The sequence below is a fragment of the Curvibacter sp. AEP1-3 genome (assembly GCF_002163715.1).
Lineage (GTDB): Bacteria > Pseudomonadota > Gammaproteobacteria > Burkholderiales > Burkholderiaceae_C > Allorhodoferax.
The window spans coordinates 675,504-695,590 of the sequence record NZ_CP015698.1 but is presented as its reverse complement, the minus strand read 5'-3'; the positions used below and the strand labels follow the sequence as shown (position 1 = coordinate 695,590).

The window sequence follows — 20,087 nt, the reverse complement described above, 5'->3', positions numbered from 1 at the left end:
ACGCCAGCGACTGTGGGTGAGCTGAGGAGGCGAAGAGATTTTTTTCGTGCGCTTGGTGGCTCCGTGACCTCGATAAAGGCGAGTTTGTTCCTCAAAGAAACACCAAGAAAACGTTCTCGTAAATGTCTGTCTCCTAGTATTTATTCAGGCTCAACCTTGTCACAGGACTACTTTTGTCTTAGTTTCTCTCGCAGCCATGAGGCAGCCGCACCCGTGGTCGTTGCTACGGATTGAGCGGTATTTTTCAGCTCTTCCTTGCTCGGCAGAGCCGCTTGCGCCGCACCTGCCGCACTCTTTAACCCGTGTTGGATTGAGCTGCCTGCAGTTGCAGCAGCGGTGCGGACGTCCTGTGCTGAAGGTATTGCCGTTTGAATCCGATCCACTGTCTTAGATGCGCTCTCAGCTAAATGCGAGCCCACCGGGGCAATTGTTGCCTTGGCTTCTGCCCACCAGTTTGCAAGATTTCCGTTTGGTACGGTATGCAGCAATTGGGACACCTTGGCCAAGGTCTGCTCTTCCGCTGGGGTCAATGCACTGGCTGATGTCAGCATCTCCCGAAGAAAGTCGGAAAGCTCCGTAGCAATAACTTGGTGCTTGCAGTCTGGATTGGCGTGGAGGAATTCTGCCAATTCTTGAGCCATCGCTTCCACGTTGAGTTCATTCAATCCAGGCTCAATGACCTGGAGAGCTTGCTTCACAAAATGGGCATCCAGTCCCCAGTCCTCGACGAGGTGCAAGGTGATGAGCTCCCGCTCCTCAGGATCGATCTGTCCGTCTACTTTGGCCAAGCCAAGCGCTAGCGGTGCAATCAGATCGAACAAAGCTAGGCCTAACGCATCGAGCGGGGTGTTCAGGAAGCGGGGAATCTCGATGACCCGACTGCCTTTCGAATTGCCGAGGAATCGATAGAGGCCATAACATGCCCCTCCAGAAGCGAGGGCGGCAAACGCGACCCAACCAATAGGCGTTGCAGCGGTCCCAATACCAATCGCTCCAAGTAGGCCAGATGGAGCAAAAAAAGAGGTCGCGACTAAGCTAGATTTCGCTACAGCCGCGCCCGTGCCAGCTGCACCCAAGACATCCCAAAGTTCACGCATTCGGTTGACTAGGCGAAGCGATGTATACGCCTCCTCGCCGATCGCAAGTTTGGCTTTGAATCGCAGTGGCTCTGCAACAACCCGTTCTACGCCTTCGAGCACTACAGCAGCGCTCACCCGAGATGAAGCAGTGGTCATGCCGCGTCTGTCGCAAACCGAGCTGCGAATTCCTTGACTCGATCCGCAAAGTCCCCACTTTCATATTCTTTGAGAGCGCCCCAGCTCACGCCGAGGGCCAATGCCAGAGGAGTAATCACGGGGCTCAGCAATCCACCGAGTAGAGGAACCATGCTGAGTAAAGCAGCCAGCACGGCCGCAAGAATCACTGCAAAGCCTAGCTTCGGGAATTGCTGAATGAGTGACAGGACAAAGTCCAGAACTTTTCGGCCAATTCGAAGGACGGTGCTTCCAACTTCGACTCCAAATTTGAGAAGGTCAGAAAGTAGTGCCTTAGCGTCTGCTGACAAGTTGAGCGAGTCAATCCGCCCCAGGATTTGGGCATCGCTACGCTCAGTTGAATTCACAAAGTTGATCAGCTCAGTCGTTGCAACGAGGGTTGAGGACGTATCAGTTTTGTTCACAGTTCCTACCTTCTTTTGACATACAGAGAACAGATCCTATGCTCGTGATGCTACACGACCACTCTATAGGTGGGCCTTAAATCGGCTTCACGATTTAGGGCACAAGGGTGACGTATCGACCGTACAGAAATTTGCTCCGCTAGTTCCATGCCACCTTTATGTTCCAACCTGTTGTACCCAAGGTTGGCAGTAATACAGCCTCCGCAGAACGCTTTGCAGCCGCTACATATTCGGGCTTATTGCAATTGGCCTCCATATCCTTTTGCGCTTTTTCAAGTGCAAGATTCATGGCCCTAGTCTGACCTTCTGTGCCTGGTAGTAACGCGGCGAGACCTTTGTTTGTCACAGTGTAGAAATGTGAGCCTCCGGTTTTGCTGTCGTGATTGAGCCGAGCTGAAACCAAACTAGGGGTCTTTAGGACCAGAGTAGTAGTTTTCTCTTCGGGAGCAACATGCTCATACTTCGCGAGTTTGAGATCGGTTCCAACTAGACATTCACCGTGAGCTATCAAAAGCACATTTGTACTGCCGAAACGAAGTTCTCGCTGTGTCCATGGGATATCTGTGCTGATTTTTTCACTGAACTCAATTACGTTCGAATAATTCACACGCAGGGTGTTCAAGTTCCCAATTTCTTGAACTGACAACACGGGTGGTGCCTGCGGAATTGGCTCTTTCTCAGGCTTTAAATTCCAACCTGCCAAAGCAGCTAGCACTGTCAAGAGAATTATTGCGACTGAAGATTGCATTTTGGTAAATAAAAATCGAGTCAATTGGCAGTGAAAAGTGATCTAGTAGATCCGTAGTTTTTTGGGCAAGCAGGCATAGTCCGCTGAAGTTCCACCGAGTGCTCAATATAGAGAGTCTGTCATCAAATGGAGGCTCTACTTGGAATAGCTCAATACAAACATCGTCGATATCACCTAGGTTTTTCCCCTCGGTGGTGCCCAGTCAATTGGGGTTGAGTAGGCTTCTCCTCTGGTTAGTTGAGCCTCCTTGTCTCTTGCGGCAGCCCCTTTGTGAAACTGACTGCTTAAAGAGGCGTGTCCCAACTTAACCGGCGGTAATGTGAGAGTCGAATGGACACGTGGAGACTGTTTTCCAGATCCTTTGATTCTTGATTTAGTCATGAAGGTTCATTTCAAAAGCAGGGCTCCAAATGCTTGAAGGAACGGAGCGGCGAATGCCTCAGTAACGCACCCTCAGTCCACTAGTACATGGATGCTGGTGTCAAACCGGCATTGCTTCCCATGTACCTAAGCAGAAAGGAGCGTTGGCGACTGGACATCTCAGATGCGTTTATCTTGGTCAAGGTCTCGCTGATCTGTCCGTTAATCTTGTCCTGAAGGTAATCCAGGGGGAAGCTGAGAGGGTTGGAAAATGCCTTGGAATACGCGGCGACTTCATTGAAATACTTTGTGATTTCAGGGCCAACTGCCCACTCAACCGCAGAGACATTCATGTTTGCGCCTATCCCAACGCCAGTCAGAAGCATCCCGCCAATTTTGATGGCAGCTCCTTTGGTGGCCATGATAGGTGCGACAGCTGGAATTGTGCCCAGTCCGGCGGCTGCTCGTTGAAATGCGTTGAGCTCCGCACCTGTCAGCCAGTCTTGCCCTGTCACCGCTTCATACAGGCAAAGCACATTTCCGATTGCCGGCGTGACTTTGCCAAGCGCAGAAGCGACCTCTTTGGTAGTAGCTTTGGTGGCCATGTTCACGAAGAATGAGCTTTTGGACCACTCTTTCAGCGCGATACCTGTTCCGAAATGTACGACCCCTTCCAATACTTCTTTGGTGACTAGATTTCTGAGCTTGTTCCAAAGTTCCAGATCGTCGTCGAGGTAGCTAATCGGGTAGGCCTGAAGCTTGATGTTTTGTGCAACGGTGGGGTACAGGCCGACCCTCTGAACCTTGCGACTGGGAGTTGCAATCCAGTCTGCAAAATTGATCGTGAATGGCGTTTCTCCGGTATTTACGATATCGATACGGGGCTTCAAATGGTCGGCGCCGATTGCAAAACTTGCAACTTTGGGTGTCAACATTTGAAAGTTGCGGTCGTCGCTGGCCATCGAACCTTCCGCCTTACCGGACAACCCCCTGACCAAACCCTGTAGTATTTTTTCCGGGTCTTGTTGACCCCAATTGTTTTCAAGCCTAAAGAGACTACCCAACGCGTTTGTAGTAGGCGGCGGAGGTACCTTGGCCTGGTGATAGCGCGCAACAATATCTGCGCCATTCGGCATAGCCTTGTTTAGCCAGCTTACAGCCCTGTTACTCGGGTTCGCTGCCAGACCTTGTGGGTTGCCGGCAGATCGCAACGTCCAAATTAACTCTTGCATGTAAGGCCGGTACTCGGAGTCCTGGTACGCTTTGACTTGGAGCGCTCGGTATAGCGACTGCAGCTCAAAAGGAATGAGGTCTACCGAGGGGGTGAGCCTAAAAATTTCTCCTTTGGTTGGAGCAGGCAACTCTTGGTCTAGGCAAAAGCCGTCCTGCACGGTGCTCGCCCGAAAACCAGGCGGAAGTGTCAGGGTCCCGTCTTGACCTACTGTAGGCCCGCCTTTGGCGAAGGCCTGTATGCCTTTAGTTGGGTTGCTTGCATGAAGGTCGGCATACACGCGCAATAGAGGAATGAGATGCTTTGCAATTTCCACTCCTTCTTCGCTGTTGATGTCTCGGCGCTTTGCGAAGCGGTCGCGGACTTTATGGAAAAACGCAATTGCCTCTCGGGCCTCACGCTCACTGGGCATGGCCAAAGGCTTTGGAATCAAGCCAGTGAGTTGGATTTCATCGAATATGCCTTTAGCAATTCGAGACTGAGCCCTTTGTTCTGCAGCCACATTGCTTGCCAACTTGGGTTCAGTTGAAAAATATGCGGACCGATAGGTGTCTTCAGGTTGGGGCGGCGTTGAAGGAGTAGCCGTACCACTTGACGGTAGTGACGGAATGCTTTCACAAGCCGAGAGCAGTGGACCTGATCCGATGACAGCTGCGCTTTTGAGTATGTTTCTTCTGCAGTAATCCATGATGAAAGGGTCAGTATTTGAAGCGACCACTTCAAGAACCATTGGAATCTTGAAGTGGTGCGTTTTGGCCTTCAGATTTCAGCCAAAAGCGTACCCTTGCCATCGTACAAGCGAACGCGCGTGATTTCTCCCATCAAGGTGGACTCTCCCAGCTTGGCGCTTGATGCGTAGAAGTACACACGTACGGTCATCTTTTTGTAGCTTGCGCGGTAGCTTTCAATGGTACGGGCCATGGTTTCGTCGACCACCGGAATCTTGTTGAATACGGCGCCGTTCAAGAAGCTGTAGCGGTAGGCATTGACGTCATAGAAGTACCAGTAGGTCCCACTATCCCGAAGGTTCTTGAGTGGAAACGCTTTGCTCTCAAAGTCGTACTTGTCGAGTTCTGCGTCAAAGTTAGCAAAGAAATATTTGGCCGACTTGGCTTTTGCCACCTCTGCATCGATCCGAGGCTTGAGGGCATTCAGCAAATCGCGCTTCTTGAAGTCGTCAGACTGGCCACGGTACTCTGCAGAAATTGCTTGCGCGCTTTTCTCATAGTCAATCGGCATTTCGCTGTTTGCCAAATAGCTGAACATGACTTGCTGACCACTGCTGAGCTCCTGGTACTGCTCCAGCGGCATGGACTTGTCGGCTTTGGGGGCTTCGGCCAGTTTTTGAGCTTGAACCTCTTGCTTCAACACTTCAGGTGACTTTGCATCGTTCAAGGTAGACGAATTTTCTTGCTTTGAGCAGGCAATCAGAGAAAAAGCCATCGCGGAAGTGACTGCCAACTGGATGAATTTCGACATGGTTGAATCCTTAAACGTTGTAGCTGGAGACCAGCACTTTCTTCACGCCAATTGCGGCCAGTACTACAGCCACGAGGAGAGCCAGGTAAAAGCCCATTCCAAGTGAGATTGCTTTCAAAGCAATCGTCAACATCTCATTGGCCATGTCCGCCATCATTCGTGAAGGCTTCCCTCCAAACAACGCACCCATTGCGTTTTGGCTCGCGGAGAACTGCTGTTTGACTTCAAAGTAGACACTCAAGCCCACCGACACCATGAATACAAGTGGGGCGCAATAGCCCCATGCCAAATGCTTGTTGGTGTGGAAGTGTGTTGCCAACGGTGCCAACAGGGCCGCCCACATGAAGAGGCCGTAAATCCCCGCGCTGCCATGCTTGACGGAGGCCAAGGCTTCGAGGTCGCCTCCTGCATTGGCGAGCTTGAGAATTTCGTAAAACGTTGCACTCTGCCCAAAGTCGGCAGAGATGCGTACGTGCACCGTAGCCAGATAGAGCCAGGCAATCGCCAGAAGACCCATGGCACCCAGGGTCGGCGCACCTACCCGTGCCACCAATGAACGACCGTGCTTTTGTGCGAATGATGTTGCTGCTGCAGCAGCCTTCTGGGCTTGCTCCCTTGCAATTTCTGCTTCGTCCACCAAAGAAAGACTCAATAGTTCACCTTGGGGGGTAAATTGAATCTCTACTGTTGCGCCTACCTTAGGTGGGACGCCTGACTTCCAGTGCTGTTCAAGCAAAAACTCTTTTTGCTCTCCATTGACAAAAACGATGCCGGGCCCGGCATTCGTATCGCGCATTACTTTTCCACGTGGCATGTGTGACCTTTATTGATAAATGATGTTGGTGAATGGGCTATAGGGACTCGTTTCTTTTGGGCGGAAAAGCCTCCTTGTCATTGATGTTTGAGGAAGTCAGCCGGCGAGGAAACCCATGCGCGGCTTTGTTGAGGTTTCGATGTAGATGTCGTCTGCATTGAGAAGCACGCAACAGGAATTAGTCCTTTCCGCGCGAATGGCAGCAAGGCCTAATGCGCGTTCCAAGCGCTGGCCCATGGCACGCGGCGTAAGGTGCGCCAAAGCTCCGAGCCATTCCTTAGGCATGGACTCTGGGAGCTCAGTCCAGTTGGAGCGCATCTGCTGGTAACGAGACTTCGCCATCTGCAGCATGTCGTCTGACGTTGGCGCCGCGATAGCAAAGCGTGTGAATCGGCTCAACAGTGGCGCTGGCAGATTGCTGGTGTCGTTCACAGCGGCAACCCAGCTAATGAATGAAGCGTTAATGCCGACGTTTAAATACTCGTCCACAAAGCGCGCAGCGCTGTTCTTTTCGAGTAAGGCATATAGTGGCCCTAAGGGATCACTTTTCCCTTCACGCCCGGCTTTGTCTAGCTCATCTAGGAAAAAAACAGGGGAGAGGGTTTGGCTTCGCTTCAAGCAAGTGGCAACTTCGCCCATGCAGCCGTTGCTCCAGCTCCTATGCAGACCGGACAGCACAAAGCCTGCTGATTGGCTAGCTACATTTACTGTGTGTACCGTTGTGCCCAACACGTCTGCCAAGGCGCTGGCAAAGTGACTTTTACCCACGCCGGGTGCACCCTCCAGCAGCACGGGTGGAACCCGAAAAGCCCCAATTTTTTTCCGCTTCGCCATTGCCAGCTGAGTCCCAATGAACTCAATCACTTCGGCAAAGTTAGGGTGGCGAGTCTTCAGTGCGTCAAGTGCAATCAGATCCGGCAGGGCCGCATATGGCTTGTGGGTACCGGCGTCTTTCAGGCTTTGCAGTGCCCGTTTCCATTCACGAGCTTCGTCCGACTTGCCGGCATTGGCTTCATCAAAGGCAGCTTGCCAAGTAGTGGCGTCGTACCACCGCTCACCAGCTTGATCCATTGATGCACAAACTTCTTTCGCGTCTTCACCAATAGCCAGCTCCTCTGATAGGGTCGAAAGCTTCAAATCAGCCGCCATTTCCCGCATCAGTGCCATGTCAATTTGTTCTAGAAGCCGGAAAAGTGCGGTGGAGTAAGCTTTGACGCGCTTGCGGTTAGAACTCGCCGTACCAGCGCGCGCCTTGGCCATTGCATCCCAGTCCATCCTCTTGGCGGCGTCTTTTAGTTGACTCCGAAAACTGATGAAGTACTGCGCACGTACCGTTGGCGGGCACTCCGCTTGTAGCAGTAGCGCCGCCAGTGCCAGACGATCGGTCGCATTAAGTGTGGCGTAGGGCAATGTGAAATCCATGCGCTTCAAATCTGAGACGCTGAATTCGAATTCCAAACCTGATGGGGCAGCGGGTTGCATAGCTTGTCCTTTTTGTGCTCTTACTTGTCTATCGCGGCAAGTGCTGCATTGGTTCGATTTATTTGCTGGCCGGATGGCAAAATGCGCGTTAACGCATATGAATCACCCAGACCCCAACAAGCTAAAAGCCTTGCTAAGCGGCGTGGCACGTGGTGAACGCGATGCGTTTCAAGAGCTGTACCGCACTTACTACAAGCCTCTGTATCGCTTTGCTTACCACTTGGGACCCGAGCGTCTCGCGGAAGAAATCGCCAATGAGGTTTTTCTGAAAGTGCTCGATGGCACGGCTTCGTTCAAAGATTCAGGTCAAGCGCATTTCTTTACCTGGCTCTGTCAAGTGGCCCGCAATACCTCGGTGGATTACTTTCGCAAATTCAAAGCGGATGCAGACGAGGGAGGGGCTGATGAAGACGTAAAAGAAGAACTGGCGACAGAGGATGCAGACGCTGCGTTCAAGCTGGAAATGCAACAAGACCAAGAAGCGCTCTCTTATTGCATCCGTAAGCTCCCTACAGAGCAGCGCTTGCCCTTGCTCATGATCTATTGGGGCGACGCTTCTCTGGCAGAGGTTGCTGCAGGTTTGGGTTGCCCGATAGGCACCATCAAATCTCGCATGAGCACCGCGCGAGCATCTCTATATCAATGTGTCCGCAAGTGGATTTACGGGGGGCGCTATGGCAAAAGCATCTAACGCTAGTAGCGATCAGATTCGTTTTCAGGAACTGCTGCCGTTTTTTGTCAACGGAACCTTGGCCGGTGAGGAATTGGTGTGGTTCCAGCAGCAGGTGTCTTTGCACCCAGAGATGCAAACGGCAGTGCAAGCCGAGCGCCTTTGGGCGCAACATATCCAAGCAGCGGTGGATGCTGTTGAGGCACCGATATCTGAGACCGAGCATATGGAAGGCCTTTACGTCCGCTGGCAAGCACGGCGGCAGCGGGCTAGCTGTATGGGGCGTGCGCGCCAAGCTCTTGCAACGCCATGGCAGGTCCCCGCAGCTTGGGTAGGCGCAGGTGCAGCAACCTTGTTGGGGCAACTCGCTGTGATTGCTGCCTTGCTTGGGGGCACGGCCACAGCGCCTATGCGCGGTGTTACTCAAACCTGCCAAGCAGAGCCGTTGCTACGCATCACCTTTAAACCGGAGCTTGCATGGCAAGACGTGGTGGTGTTATTGCGCACACAGGGCTGGATGCTGCGCAATGGCCCTAGCGAAAACGGATATATATGGGTAGCAGTGCCCTCAGTGCTTACACCTGAGGCAGCTCAAGCGGTGGCGCTGAATAACCCGATGTTGGAATCAGTGCAGCTTGTACCGGCCAGCAAAACTGAGAGTTGCGTACCTTGATGTCCCTTCTTAACATCATGCGGTGCTTGGTGCTAGCACTGCTGTGTATTGCATTCAGCGCGTGCGCTGCGGCTCCAATTGCACAGCAGGGCAACACCGTGCCCAAAGTGGCCCTGTTGATTGGCAATGCTGCCTACCAACAAGACCGGTACAGCCTGAAAAACCCGATCAACGACATCGATTTGATTGCCCAAAGCCTGCGTAAGCTTGGGTTCGCCATCACGCGGCACACTAACCTTGGCCGGGTCGATATGCAACGTGCCGCGAGCGACTTTGCAGCAAGTGTGCCTGCAGGTGCCACGACATTTATTTACTACGCCGGGCATGGTATGCAAGTCGGTGGGGAGAGCTATCTCATTCCAACAGACATGCCCTTGACTTCTGAGCAAGCGGTAGCCATTCGTGCCGTGCCCTTGGCTTCATATCTTGAGAAAATTTCTGCTTCCAAAGCTTCGGTGAATGTTGTTGTGTTGGATGCATGTCGTAACAACCCGTATCAACCTACACCTGCCGTGCGATATCGAGGAGGGGCAAATTTAGGCCTAGCAGCTGTAAAGGCCCCTCGCGGTACCTTTGTAGCTTTTTCGACCTCGCCAAACCAGCAGGCACCAGACGGTGTGGGTAGTAACAGCACATATGCGAAAGCGTTGGCTGCCAATCTCTTGCAGCCTGATCAGACATTGCATGAAACTTTTGTCCGCGTAGGGGAGCAGGTTCGTAAGGCCACCTACGACGATCAAATTCCTTGGGTTGCCTCTTCCTTGGCAGAGGACTATTACTTTTTGCCCCCTAGGCACATAACGGTGGTTCCTGGGCAAGGTCTATCTCAACAGGCAGCGGTTGCCAACGAAGGCAAATCACGCGGTACGGTTCCAAAGGCCGTCCCCGCATGGCATAAAGAGCTCACAGAGCGGGAGTGGACAGAGCTAGACTGGGAGATTCAACAAAGGGTCAAGCGCCTTACTTACGATGAGCTTCCAGCGTTGGAGCGAAAAGCTGTCGCTGGCAATGTAGTTGCCCAAACCACGCTGGGTCTGGTTTGGCGAGAGGGCATCCACAAGTCCACAATTTCCAAGAACCAACAAGTCCTAAGGTATGGCGCCAACAACACAAAAGCTGTCAAGTGGCTACAGCAAGCTGCAAATGCCGGCTTTGCGGTGGCGCAGGTGGAGTTGGCTGAGATGTATTTCGTTGGACACGGTTTGGCGCGCGATGTGGATAAGGCCAAGACTTTGCTCGGTCAAGCAGCCGAGGTACGTTACCCAAGAGCTCAGCTTGACCTTGCGCAGATTGGCCTAGAGGCAGGAGAGGGAGCAGAAGCGCTGATTAAGGCGATTTCATCTGTTATCGAAGCGCGCCCGTAAACTCATCAACCCAATGGTGCTTTGACGCTACTTGATTCCATTTTCCTAGAATGAGTCTTCTTGAGAAGTTTTCACTAGGGTCTGAATGCCGGCACGCATGGCATTCATACAGCGCTTGAAGATTGCATTCAAGTGGTCTTGTGTAGGTGCTTCCTGATGCCCTGCTACAAAACACTCAATCGCCGCAGATACGTTGGACTCTCCATCGTCACCGCTCCTTACATACAACTTGACAGCTTTGTTCTTGCGATTAACCTCATTAATTAAGGATAGTAACTTGGGTAAGTCGCCACCAGTTAAATCTTGGTCGGCAAAATTTGGAAACACCAACCGCATGAATTCTGGATCATTTGAGTCCAAAGAAAAATAGAGAGTCCCCATTTCCGGGTACCTAAACACTACATCATTGTCACCATCGATCTCTGACTTTAGTCCAATATCGTCTAGTACCTTTACATACAAATTTGCGAGTTTTTCTGCGTCTATAGTCATATCTACCTTTGGTAATTGAAGTTGATAAAATCAGTTATTCAGATACGGATTTACGCCATCCAATAAATGCCGCGATTATGCTGACGATAAATGTAATTGTAAGTAAAGTGGCTTCTGCATAAAGTTCGGGTTCACGGTATTTGTTGTTTAGGTCTAAAAGCTCAGTGTGAATCAATTTTCCATCGATGCAGAGCGAATTCTCAGAATGTTGAGTTGAGATAATTCCTTCATTCATCACATTGCTTTGTACTTTACAATCTTCAACCACAGCCGGGTGGAGCTTATCTGCTTTGAGTAAGGTGAAGTTCTTTATTGCGCCTCCTAATTCATAAGTTAGGAAGCCGGCGCCAACACTGCTAATAGAAGAAGTTACAGCACTACGGGCTTTTTCTTTGTTTTCTCTGACTTCTTCAGCTTTGCTGCCAACATCACGCTGTCGCGCCAGGATAACCTTTTCAACTGAAACTAAAGAATCTTTTACCTTTAGTTTGCAGTCTAATTCACGTAACCAAGATTCATCTACATGGGCATTAATTGACTTACCATCAATACTTATATTGAGTGCCGCAACCGATAAATTCATTTGTGTTAGATGTGACTTGATCCGATCAAGCGTTTGGTTGAGCATTTCGTGGGCGTTTTCATCACGTCGTGTCTGGTGGGTTTGAGGGTTTATCACGACAAGCAATAAACAGATTATCCAGAACGTTGCAGCCAAAAGAAAGATTGGTTGTAAAGTCGAAAAGCCGGAATCTACTGAGTTGTATATCAATGGATTAATGGGGGTTAAATCTTTCCAAATTAACCAAAAAAGATATGCTGATCCCATGACAACCGACACGCCACCGAAAAATTGAAGAGCACTGCGTTGGTTGAATATTAATTTTCGAAATACTGCGGCTAGATGAGTAAAGTTTGAAGCCTTGGTGGGCAAGAGTTGTGCTTGTACTCGATCAGTATTCGGGTCTGACTCTGATACCTCTATCGTGTTTGAATATATCTCTAGGGCTTTCTTGAGAGTTTTTCTCGAAAGGCTTAACTTTTCAAGCAAGAGTACCCGGCTTATGATCGCAAGTTCCGCGTCCGATAGTGAGGCACCTGAGTTTGTATCTTGACCAATTGAGTGGTCTATTTCTAAATTTGAAGTACTTATCTTGAAACGCTTTGTGATATAGCGTGTGTAGAAGCTAATTTCCGTTGCGGTTTTTGTGTATATACTGGTTTTGCCATTAATGGTTCTTTGTGCAAATTGCTTGTCGTTTGTAATAATAAACTTTGATTCGCTGACTACTTCCAGTGGAGCACTATTTATATGGCTAGAGTATTCATATGCCTCATGATTTTCGTCACGTAGTATCGGTTTCTTTGTAGTCTGATAGGGCGCATCTGGTGGAGATGGTGTATCGTTGTCTCCGGGTGGGTTGTCCCCAGACCCAGATATTGATGCAATACTGTTGCCGTGATTTTTTTCAACTTTTTCTTTGGTTTTGCTGACCCTGTCTAGTTCGAGGTTTAAATTTTTCGACAGATCTCGATCAATGATTTTTCCTCTGCGATAGTCCTCTATTCGTCTGCGGTAATCCTCTCGTTCGCCTTCGGAGGACGCCCGGTAGAAGAGTATTCGACGTGTGCCGTCAATTTTTTTATCCCAAATGGCTATCAATTCATCTGAGTTGCTTTCTGCCATTACAAGCTCCCACCGATTTCGCCGGTTTGAGTATTCCGAAACTTATTCAAATCAGCCTCGAAAAGTACTTCTTGTGCAAGGAGTTCATGTGCCAACTCCTGAATAGTGCTCCATTCTTGTTGAATGAGTTGCTTTGTCGCAATTTCAGCTTCACGCAGCCATTGCTCAACTAAATTAGCTGCCCTAGCTCTCCATATCTCAGGTGGGTTTTCAACTGCGCTCATCGACATCCATCCAAACTCTTCTTCCAAGCCCCATTGGGTAATGGCTTGCCAAGCCAAGTCGGTTGCACGACGGAGGTCACTTGAGGCGCCAGAGTCTGCTCCTCCCATAGTTACGCCATGGTCGGCTAAGGCTGTTGGACCAGGAAACTGCTTACTTTCCGCAATTCGCCCGGCAAGAGCCACGCAAATCAGGTCCATAACCTCTTTGCGATTGAAACTATGGCGCTGTAATGACTCGGGGTCATAGGCAGTAAATCCAAGTGCCTCGCCACGGGGTACGATGGTTACTTGCTGTATACGTACGTTTGGATTCAAAACGAATGACACAACCGCATGTCCAGCTTCGTGGTAAGCGGTAGCCTCTAGTTGCTCTTTCAATAGATGGCTTGATGCGGTAAGGCGCGCGCCATGTTTAATGACGTTTAGTAGTTCCCGTAAGTCTGCGCTTTTCAGCTCAAAATTTGACCGACGGAAATTGAGCAATTCTGCCTCGCGCACAAATTTTTCCAAATCTGCACCACTCATGCCTGCGGTGAGACTGGCCAACTCCTCAAGGGCAAGTCCATCAAGCATTACAATTTTCTTGAGTTTGCTTAAAAAGTGCATCCGCGCGGGTTTATCTAGCACGGGTACTTCCATATGTAAGTCGAGGCGTCCAGATCGAGTCAATGCGGGGTCGACATTTTGTGGAAAGTTGGTTGCTGCCACAACAAAAACATGACCATCACGCGACTCTACAAATCCGTCCATTTCCGCAAGCAACTGATTGATATAGGTTTCTTGGCCACCTTTACCGCGCACACCTAGTGCGTCAATCTCGTCAATGAATACCAAACTTGGCGCATATTGACGGGCTAGTCGGAAGACTTTGCGTAGCGTACGCATATTCATCAACTGGGGGCCTGTTACTGCAATGAACGGCAGCTCAGCTTCGCAGGCCAGCGCTTTTGCGAGCATAGTTTTGCCTGTGCCAGGACGACCGTACAAAAGCATACCCTTGGGAGGCCTCGGTTTAGTTGTATTGACCGCATTAGGACGGACCAAATCAAGTACTTCTTTCAGGCGCGATTTCACATGCTCATGGCCAGAAATCCTGTCAAACCGAATATCGGGAACCTCCAGACTAATGCCACCGTCACCGTTCTGGTCCCTGCTGATTGGTACACGAACAAGCACCAAATGGGACAGAATCAGACATCGTGTGCCGTTTTCACTTGGATGGTCAAGTTGATCTACGCGGAATTCCAAGCGTTCACTACGACGAAACAAATTCGCTTGCTGTGCTTCCAGGTCCGCGCTCCAAAATCCAAGTTGTTTCTGGCCGCTCTCATTTACGGACAGTTCTATCTTTTTAGTGCCTTCACGCCCAAGTGCAGAGAGTATGGCGGGGGCGAGAAGCCTGCTTGCGGCTTGCTTTACTTCAATCGCCTGAATCACTGGCCCCTGCGACAAAGCAAGTGCCATGGCAATTTCTTCCAGGCTATGCCCCGGAAAGTTCAAGTCAATATCTTTTTTTACACTCTTCAACTGTCGTTGCAGGTTTTCTGTTGCCTCCTGCGCCAACGTTTGGAGGGTTTTCAGCCCAAGTGTCTGGAAGGGAAGCAAACAGCATCCGCCTAGGTGCTTTTGCAGTGCACTGGTTTGGTCGTCGCTCCTAGAGTTGTCCGTAGTGTCTGAGCTTTCGGCTGAACGCTGGTCTGTTTCCAGATTTGACAACAGCTCTGCGATGACCCCCTGCCGATCTGTTGCAAGACGTTTGCGGTAGCTTGCTGCTTTGTAAACACTTTCGCCAGCGCGTGTTGTCAGTACTACGGTGGCTCTTGAGAAAGACACCACACGTTTGTCTGGATTGCCGCGTTTCGCGTCGTCGCCAAAACCGTATTCGTCGATGAGTTGACCCTCAGTCAATAGGGGAATCAACAAATCTTGGACTGAGGGGTGAGCGTCTGTAAAGTTCTCCAAAAGAATCAATGCGTCGGGATGTTTACGAACGAATTGAGTCAATCGTCCAGGCCCTGCAGACTCGTAGCCATGCCGCAGTCCGGTTAGAGCAAATCCTTCGTTTCGACTGCGCATGCTTGCCATGTTGAGAGTGAGGCATTTATCGCGCCAGCGTTCAGTGTTGGCAAGTGTTTGCGCTGTGAGAGTTTTGCCGGTGCCTGCCGGCCCAACGAATAAGAAAACTGGTGGTCGAGATTCGTCTGCCAATCCCCACTCGCGTAGACGCAGTTCCTTTATCAGTTCATCTACCGCAGCATCTTGGTCGCGCACATTCTTTCTAAGCGCAATTTCAATTTGACTGACTCCGTCTTCGCGTTCAAAGACGTTCGGATAGCTTGAAATCGTAGATTCACTTGTAGGCGCAGAAGCCGTTTGCTCAGGAGGGTCTGCGGTTTCGTTTGTCAATGGAGCAGCCGAGACATGCTTCACTTCTTCCGAATTTCTTCCGCTCTTGAGAGCGCCAGGTATCGCACGCTCAAACTCCAATGCATATTGTTTTGCCTTTTCAAGATCTTCAGGCTTAAAGCCTTCCAATACCTTTGGCCAGTCCCTCATTAGCAATGCGCGAAGCGCTTTCACCTGGTCGGTGGTGGGATCAATTGAAGATTTGAACTTCCAACCCGTGGACTTCTTGAATGCGTCGCGGAGTTTTTTTGCTTCTTCCGTGAGTGGCAGGGATGGCATTAGTGGGTAGGCCAATAGCACCGCTGGACCAAAACTAACCAGATTTTCTAGTTGCCCCAAATTTCCATGAGCTACGTCAGACGATGTGCCACCGGCCAAACTAAAAGTGAAGAAGCAACTTGCTAGCGAAAGATCGTCTTCTGATATTTCCTTCCGCTTGGAGTACTGGGCAATGTACTTCGCAACCTTCAGAACGTCTTGGTAAGTAGTGGTCATTGGAGCAGGGCGTAAACGGGAGGCGCGTGCAACCCCTGCACCATTCCTCCCAATATTTTTTGACGCACTTTATCATCAAAAATGAGAGCGGAGCGTGAGGAAGTACACGAGGGCAATGTGCCTACGAACTAAGTCCAGCTGCACAAAACGATGGGTTAAAGTCAACGCCCATTTGCCGACATTTTTTCGCTCTCTGTTGCCCGTTTCATGATTTTTTTGCCTATTTTGGTCGGTTTAGTTGTTGATGCACAAGTAGACCTGGGTGCAACCAGGAGCACAGAAGCGCTACATACCTTGCTTTTGCAATTGCAACACTACGTGCCTCACTCGCGTTCTATATTGGTTTCTTTGTGTGCTAATGAAAAAGAACAAGAGCTTGTAGATGCAATGAGAGCTCTGGGGGTTGAGGTGGAGTCAGTCGCTGGTGACACAGCAGGGCAAGGGCTTGCATGGTTGTGTAGCCACTGCAGCGTTATCTTCGCACTGTCTAGCAACTCAGGCGAAGGGCGGGCCAAATTGGCTTTGGACTTCAGGATCCACAGTATTCCGCCGGAGCTTGGGGGTAACAGGGGGGTATTCTTTGCACCTGAGACGGGGCCTGTGGTGTTGATGGAAGAGGGCGAGTTACCGAAAGAATGTCAGCTATCAGACTTGCTCATATTCCCGCATGGACAATCGTTATCTAGATGGCAACATCAGTTGCAAGAGCTGGACAAAGCGAATGCGGCAGCGCAGCGGTTGGGCACGTATTGTGATCCCAAATCCATCGTAGACATACCTGAAGACCTGATGGAAGAACGCTTAGTGACAGCGTTCAGGGTCGTGGATACGCTGTCGCGAAAGAGGCAGGCACATGTGACTTGGTCTCACGGAATCATGCTTTGCCTGGGGTTTGCCGGATTGTTGGTGATGCAGTGTATGGGCATGTGGATCCCCGGTTTGCCGATGGCAGACGTTTATGCCGTGGGGTTCATGATGTTGGGGGCTGGCCATATGTGGATTCGGCAACTTGAGGCTACGGACCAATACGCAGACTATCGAGTGTTGGCGGAGTGCTTGAGGGTGCAGTATTTCTGGCGCAAGGCAGGTGTCGCTGCTGCACCGGCAGACTTCTTTATGCACAAGCATATGAGGCGTTTATCTTGGGTGCGTGAGGCAATTAAAGCATTCCACTTGCCTGTGTCCAGAGCCAATCAATTCACTCAAGCCAGCGCTGCGCCATGGCTAATTGGGCAATTGGAATATCACACAGATAGTGCTGTGCGCAACGGTCGTCTGCATAGGTGCCTAAAACGCGCAGTTGTGAGTATGTATGGCATCAGTGGTGCTTTTACGATCTGGATGTTTGCGCTTCCTGCCGACCAATATGTCGATATGTGGCGGGGTTTCGCACTAGGTATGTCAGCGTCTTGTGGCACCTTATTGCTTATCTTCAACGGCAGCATGGGTTTTGGAAGTAGAGCCGCGCAGCACGAGCGGATGCAAGAGTCCTTTGCTTCAGCAATCCATCTGCTCAGCAATGTCGACCATGAACACGAGCGCAGAGAACTACTTGTGGACTTGGGTCGTGAAACAATTCAGGAAACTAGTGAATGGATCTATGTACAAGGGCCACCCTGATGGGCCTAAAGTAGTTTCACTAGGACTGAACTAACAAAAAAAGGGAGAAAAATGCGAACAACACAAGCAGTAAGCGCGGATGCCAATACACCTCAAATCGAGCATATCTATTGCCGTGGCATGACAGTGCGCTATGTGCATGACGACACAAAACCCCCCGTTTCTAATCACATCAGCTTTGAAGTTGCCAAGGGTGAAATTTTGGCAATCATGGGCCCAAGTGGGGCCGGAAAATCAACGTTGTTACGCGGCCTATTGGGGCGCGCGCCACATATTACCGGTGAAATCAGAATCAACGGGGAGGATGTATCCGCAAGTGGTGGCCTAGCGCGCATGAGCCATCGGGTGGGTTTGGTCCCTCAAACTGATGTGCTGGTAGACGAACTTTCGATGGTGGAGAACATTCGTTATTTCCACCGCATCGCGGTTGACACCCCCTATTCGGATCAAGAGCTGGATGAGCGAATTGCGAAATCGCTGGAGTCCTTGGGGTTGCGTGATGACCTCAATGAAAAGAACCCAGATTTGCGATTGACACGTAAGCGCATTGGCGATGGGAGCGGTACCAAAAACAGAATATCTGGTGGCCAAGCCAAGCGCGCCAACATTGCGATGGAGTTGGTCAATGACCCGGATGTTTTGATTATTGATGAACCTACTTCAGGCCTTTCATCCCACGACTCGCTGGAGTTATTGCAGCAACTGCGTGGTATCGCAGATAGCGGCAAGATCGTAATGGTCATCATCCACCAACCGAGCTCTGATATTTTTAAGCTAATTGACCGTCTGCTGATTTTGGATGGGTGCGGAAATTGTGTTCGAAGTGGCAGTCGTGACGACGTTTGCAACTGGATTGCAGAGCAAAAAACTACTGCTGCACATTGCAAATTTGGGTGCGACGCATGTGGCAACTACTTTCCTGAGAACGTGTTGGCTGCGATCGAAGCAAAGCGCAACCCCACGAACGGCAAACCTGATTGGACGACGGAAGCTGAAGCTTTTTCCGCTGCGTTTCCTGATTTCGCACTGACGGAAGATCAATCTATGCAGCGGGTAGCTGGGAAGAGCAAGTTGCGCCCTTGGCAGGCCTGGTTGGATTTGTTGGCTTTGTTCCAGCGCCATGCCCTGGTCAAGTCGCGCGACAAGATGAGTATGGCGGTCACGTTTCTGGCACCGCCATTTTTAGGTTGGTTGTTTGCGACGGTCTTTCGCGCAAGTCCCGAGGGCATGGACTATGCCTTTGCCAACAACACTCTGTTTCCGCAACTTTTGTTCATGTTGATTGTGTGCACCATGTTCTTGGGACTAGTCAATAGTGCGGTAGAGGTAATTAAAGACAGACCCATTTTGGAACGTGAGGCCGGGCGAGGTTTGCGCATGTGGGCTTACTACGGCACCAAATTCTTGACCTTGATGGGTTTTGGGATTGTCCAAGTCGGTTTGTTGGCCGGTGTGGCATTGGGTGTGACTGGTGGACAGCATTTGTTTTTAGTGAACTTTGCCGTTTTGCTTCTGGTGATGGCCGTGAGCCTAGCAATAGGACTTCTGCTGTCCAGTTGGTGTGACACCCCAACCAAAGCCTTCAACCTCGTGCCTTTGATATTGCTCCCGCAGATTGTGTTGGGCGGAGCACTTTTGCCCTACAAAGACATGGGGGCAGGTCTGTACTTATGGGAAACACGTGATGTGGCCAAACAACCCATTGTTGCCAAATGGATGCCCGCCAGTTGGGCTTATCAATTGGCTATGCGGAGCAATTTCGATGTGGAGCGTGGAATGGCAGGCAAAGAAATCAACACTTCCTTGGCGAGCTTAAGGCACATCAAGCCTGGCGGCTTTTTGTCCACGGCGCCTGATCGCAGACTGATAGCGAAACCCTTGGAGTCACTGGGCGTTTCAGAGCCTGGGGTTTGGACTTTTCTTCGTGGCAAAAGCTATGGTGTAGATACGCTTGTGCTGGCTCTTATAGCCATGGGATCTCTTGTTGTGGGTTGGGTTGCGGTAGGCGGGCGATATAGATCAGGTAGCACTCTAGGCTATATCGTCTTGATGATGGTGAGCGGAGTTGTTCTGTTTGGCTATCAGCGAGGAACTGTGCCTATAAGTCACGCAGACTCAGCAAATGAAGGACAGATTCCATGGGGATACATTGTTTCCCCAACTTCGATGTCATGGGTCGAGGCTTTTAAATACTGCAAAACACGTGGTGCTAGCGTTGCGAACTTCGAGACGACACTTACTGTTCTGAAATCGAATCGGACCACCTTAGGCAAAAACGTATTTTGGGTCCTCGAGGTTCCATCGGGCAAAAAGGCATTTTCGACCTCAGAGTTGCAAAGGCCCTCAGGCTTTGATGCTCGCTTTGTGAGCGATTTGAGCGATGATCAACTTGTACCGTTCTCGGTTATTGCCCTGACTAAAGCTTACACAGCATCCCCGTCAGCTAAAGAGCCTCGCTGGTTCGTTTGTAATTAGTGATTGAATGTTGGATTACTGAATTTTTCTGCGGAAAACTCGCTCACAGATTTAACATCGATAGGAATTCATGATTTCATAATGCTGTTGGATGCAGGGAACTTCAATTTGGCAGAAGTTTCCGCTGTAAACGCTCCCCCATGTACCAATTCTCATTGCTGATTGTCGGTTTACAAATTTAGGGTAACT

At 50.4% G+C, this 20,087-nt stretch carries 15 protein-coding genes; 5 read left to right on the top strand and 10 right to left on the bottom strand.

Annotation, left to right across the window (positions count from 1 at the left end):
* Positions 1-167: 167 nt before the first annotated feature.
* From AEP_RS03315 to AEP_RS03285, 7 genes are all read right to left on the bottom strand, one after another.
* Entirely contained in the window at positions 168-1,235 is a 1,068-nt protein-coding gene (locus AEP_RS03315) for a tellurite resistance TerB family protein (protein ID WP_198301892.1), read from the bottom strand.
* Positions 1,232-1,678: a hypothetical protein gene (locus tag AEP_RS03310; RefSeq protein WP_087494077.1), complete on the bottom strand. Its 447-nt coding sequence runs from the start codon at positions 1,676-1,678 to the stop codon at positions 1,232-1,234. The genes AEP_RS03315 and AEP_RS03310 overlap by 4 nt, the downstream gene beginning before the upstream one ends.
* 139 nt (positions 1,679-1,817) lie before the next feature.
* Positions 1,818-2,393 carry a DUF4230 domain-containing protein gene (locus tag AEP_RS03305; RefSeq protein WP_232459986.1) on the bottom strand — a complete coding sequence of 192 codons (576 nt, stop codon included), beginning with the start codon at positions 2,391-2,393 and terminating at the stop codon, positions 1,818-1,820.
* A 494-nt stretch (positions 2,394-2,887) separates the two neighbouring features.
* Positions 2,888-4,747, bottom strand: a complete 1,860-nt coding sequence (locus AEP_RS20825; RefSeq protein WP_087494075.1) for a pre-toxin TG domain-containing protein — start codon at positions 4,745-4,747, stop codon at positions 2,888-2,890.
* 29 nt (positions 4,748-4,776) lie between these two features.
* Positions 4,777-5,496 (bottom strand): DUF4852 domain-containing protein, encoded by a 720-nt coding sequence (locus AEP_RS03295; protein WP_087494074.1) that lies wholly within the window; start codon positions 5,494-5,496, stop codon positions 4,777-4,779.
* Between the two features lie 10 nt (positions 5,497-5,506).
* A complete protein-coding gene (locus AEP_RS03290) occupies positions 5,507-6,292 on the bottom strand; it encodes a hypothetical protein (RefSeq protein ID WP_087494073.1) in 786 nt (261 codons plus the stop codon).
* Positions 6,293-6,406: 114 nt separating this feature from the next.
* On the bottom strand, positions 6,407-7,732 hold the full coding sequence (locus tag AEP_RS03285; RefSeq protein ID WP_157673027.1) for an AAA family ATPase: 1,326 nt from the start codon (positions 7,730-7,732) through the stop codon (positions 6,407-6,409).
* Here AEP_RS03285 and AEP_RS03280 point away from each other — a divergent pair.
* The 3 genes from AEP_RS03280 to AEP_RS03270 are packed head-to-tail and all read left to right on the top strand — an operon-like array spanning position 7,731 to position 10,499.
* Entirely contained in the window at positions 7,731-8,483 is a 753-nt protein-coding gene (locus tag AEP_RS03280) for an RNA polymerase sigma factor (protein ID WP_087494071.1), read from the top strand. The genes AEP_RS03285 and AEP_RS03280 overlap by 2 nt on opposite strands.
* Positions 8,467-9,135, top strand: a complete 669-nt coding sequence (locus AEP_RS03275) for a hypothetical protein (protein ID WP_087494070.1) — start codon at positions 8,467-8,469, stop codon at positions 9,133-9,135. The genes AEP_RS03280 and AEP_RS03275 overlap by 17 nt, the downstream gene beginning before the upstream one ends.
* Positions 9,135-10,499 (top strand): caspase family protein, encoded by a 1,365-nt coding sequence (locus AEP_RS03270; protein ID WP_087494069.1) that lies wholly within the window; start codon positions 9,135-9,137, stop codon positions 10,497-10,499. Before AEP_RS03275 ends, AEP_RS03270 begins: the two co-directional genes overlap by 1 nt.
* A 45-nt stretch (positions 10,500-10,544) precedes the next feature.
* On the opposite strand, the gene AEP_RS03265 is transcribed toward AEP_RS03270, so the two are convergent.
* From AEP_RS03265 to AEP_RS03255, 3 genes are read right to left on the bottom strand one after another with little or no spacing between them, the layout of a single operon-like run.
* Positions 10,545-10,991, bottom strand: coding sequence for a hypothetical protein (locus tag AEP_RS03265; protein WP_087494068.1), 447 nt, complete (start codon positions 10,989-10,991; stop codon positions 10,545-10,547).
* 34 nt (positions 10,992-11,025) lie between these two features.
* Complete coding sequence (locus AEP_RS03260) at positions 11,026-12,678, bottom strand: hypothetical protein (protein ID WP_087494067.1); 1,653 nt, start codon at positions 12,676-12,678, stop codon at positions 11,026-11,028.
* Complete coding sequence (locus tag AEP_RS03255) at positions 12,678-15,803, bottom strand: AAA family ATPase (protein ID WP_087494066.1); 3,126 nt, start codon at positions 15,801-15,803, stop codon at positions 12,678-12,680. The genes AEP_RS03260 and AEP_RS03255 overlap by 1 nt, the downstream gene beginning before the upstream one ends.
* A 207-nt stretch (positions 15,804-16,010) precedes the next feature.
* Here AEP_RS03255 and AEP_RS03250 point away from each other — a divergent pair, with 207 nt between their 5' ends.
* Both AEP_RS03250 and AEP_RS03245 read left to right on the top strand, forming a co-directional pair.
* Positions 16,011-17,423 (top strand): hypothetical protein, encoded by a 1,413-nt coding sequence (locus AEP_RS03250; RefSeq protein WP_157673025.1) that lies wholly within the window; start codon positions 16,011-16,013, stop codon positions 17,421-17,423.
* A 51-nt stretch (positions 17,424-17,474) separates the two neighbouring features.
* Positions 17,475-19,898: an ATP-binding cassette domain-containing protein gene (locus AEP_RS03245; RefSeq protein ID WP_087494064.1), complete on the top strand. Its 2,424-nt coding sequence runs from the start codon at positions 17,475-17,477 to the stop codon at positions 19,896-19,898.
* The last annotated feature ends 189 nt before the right edge of the window (positions 19,899-20,087 follow it).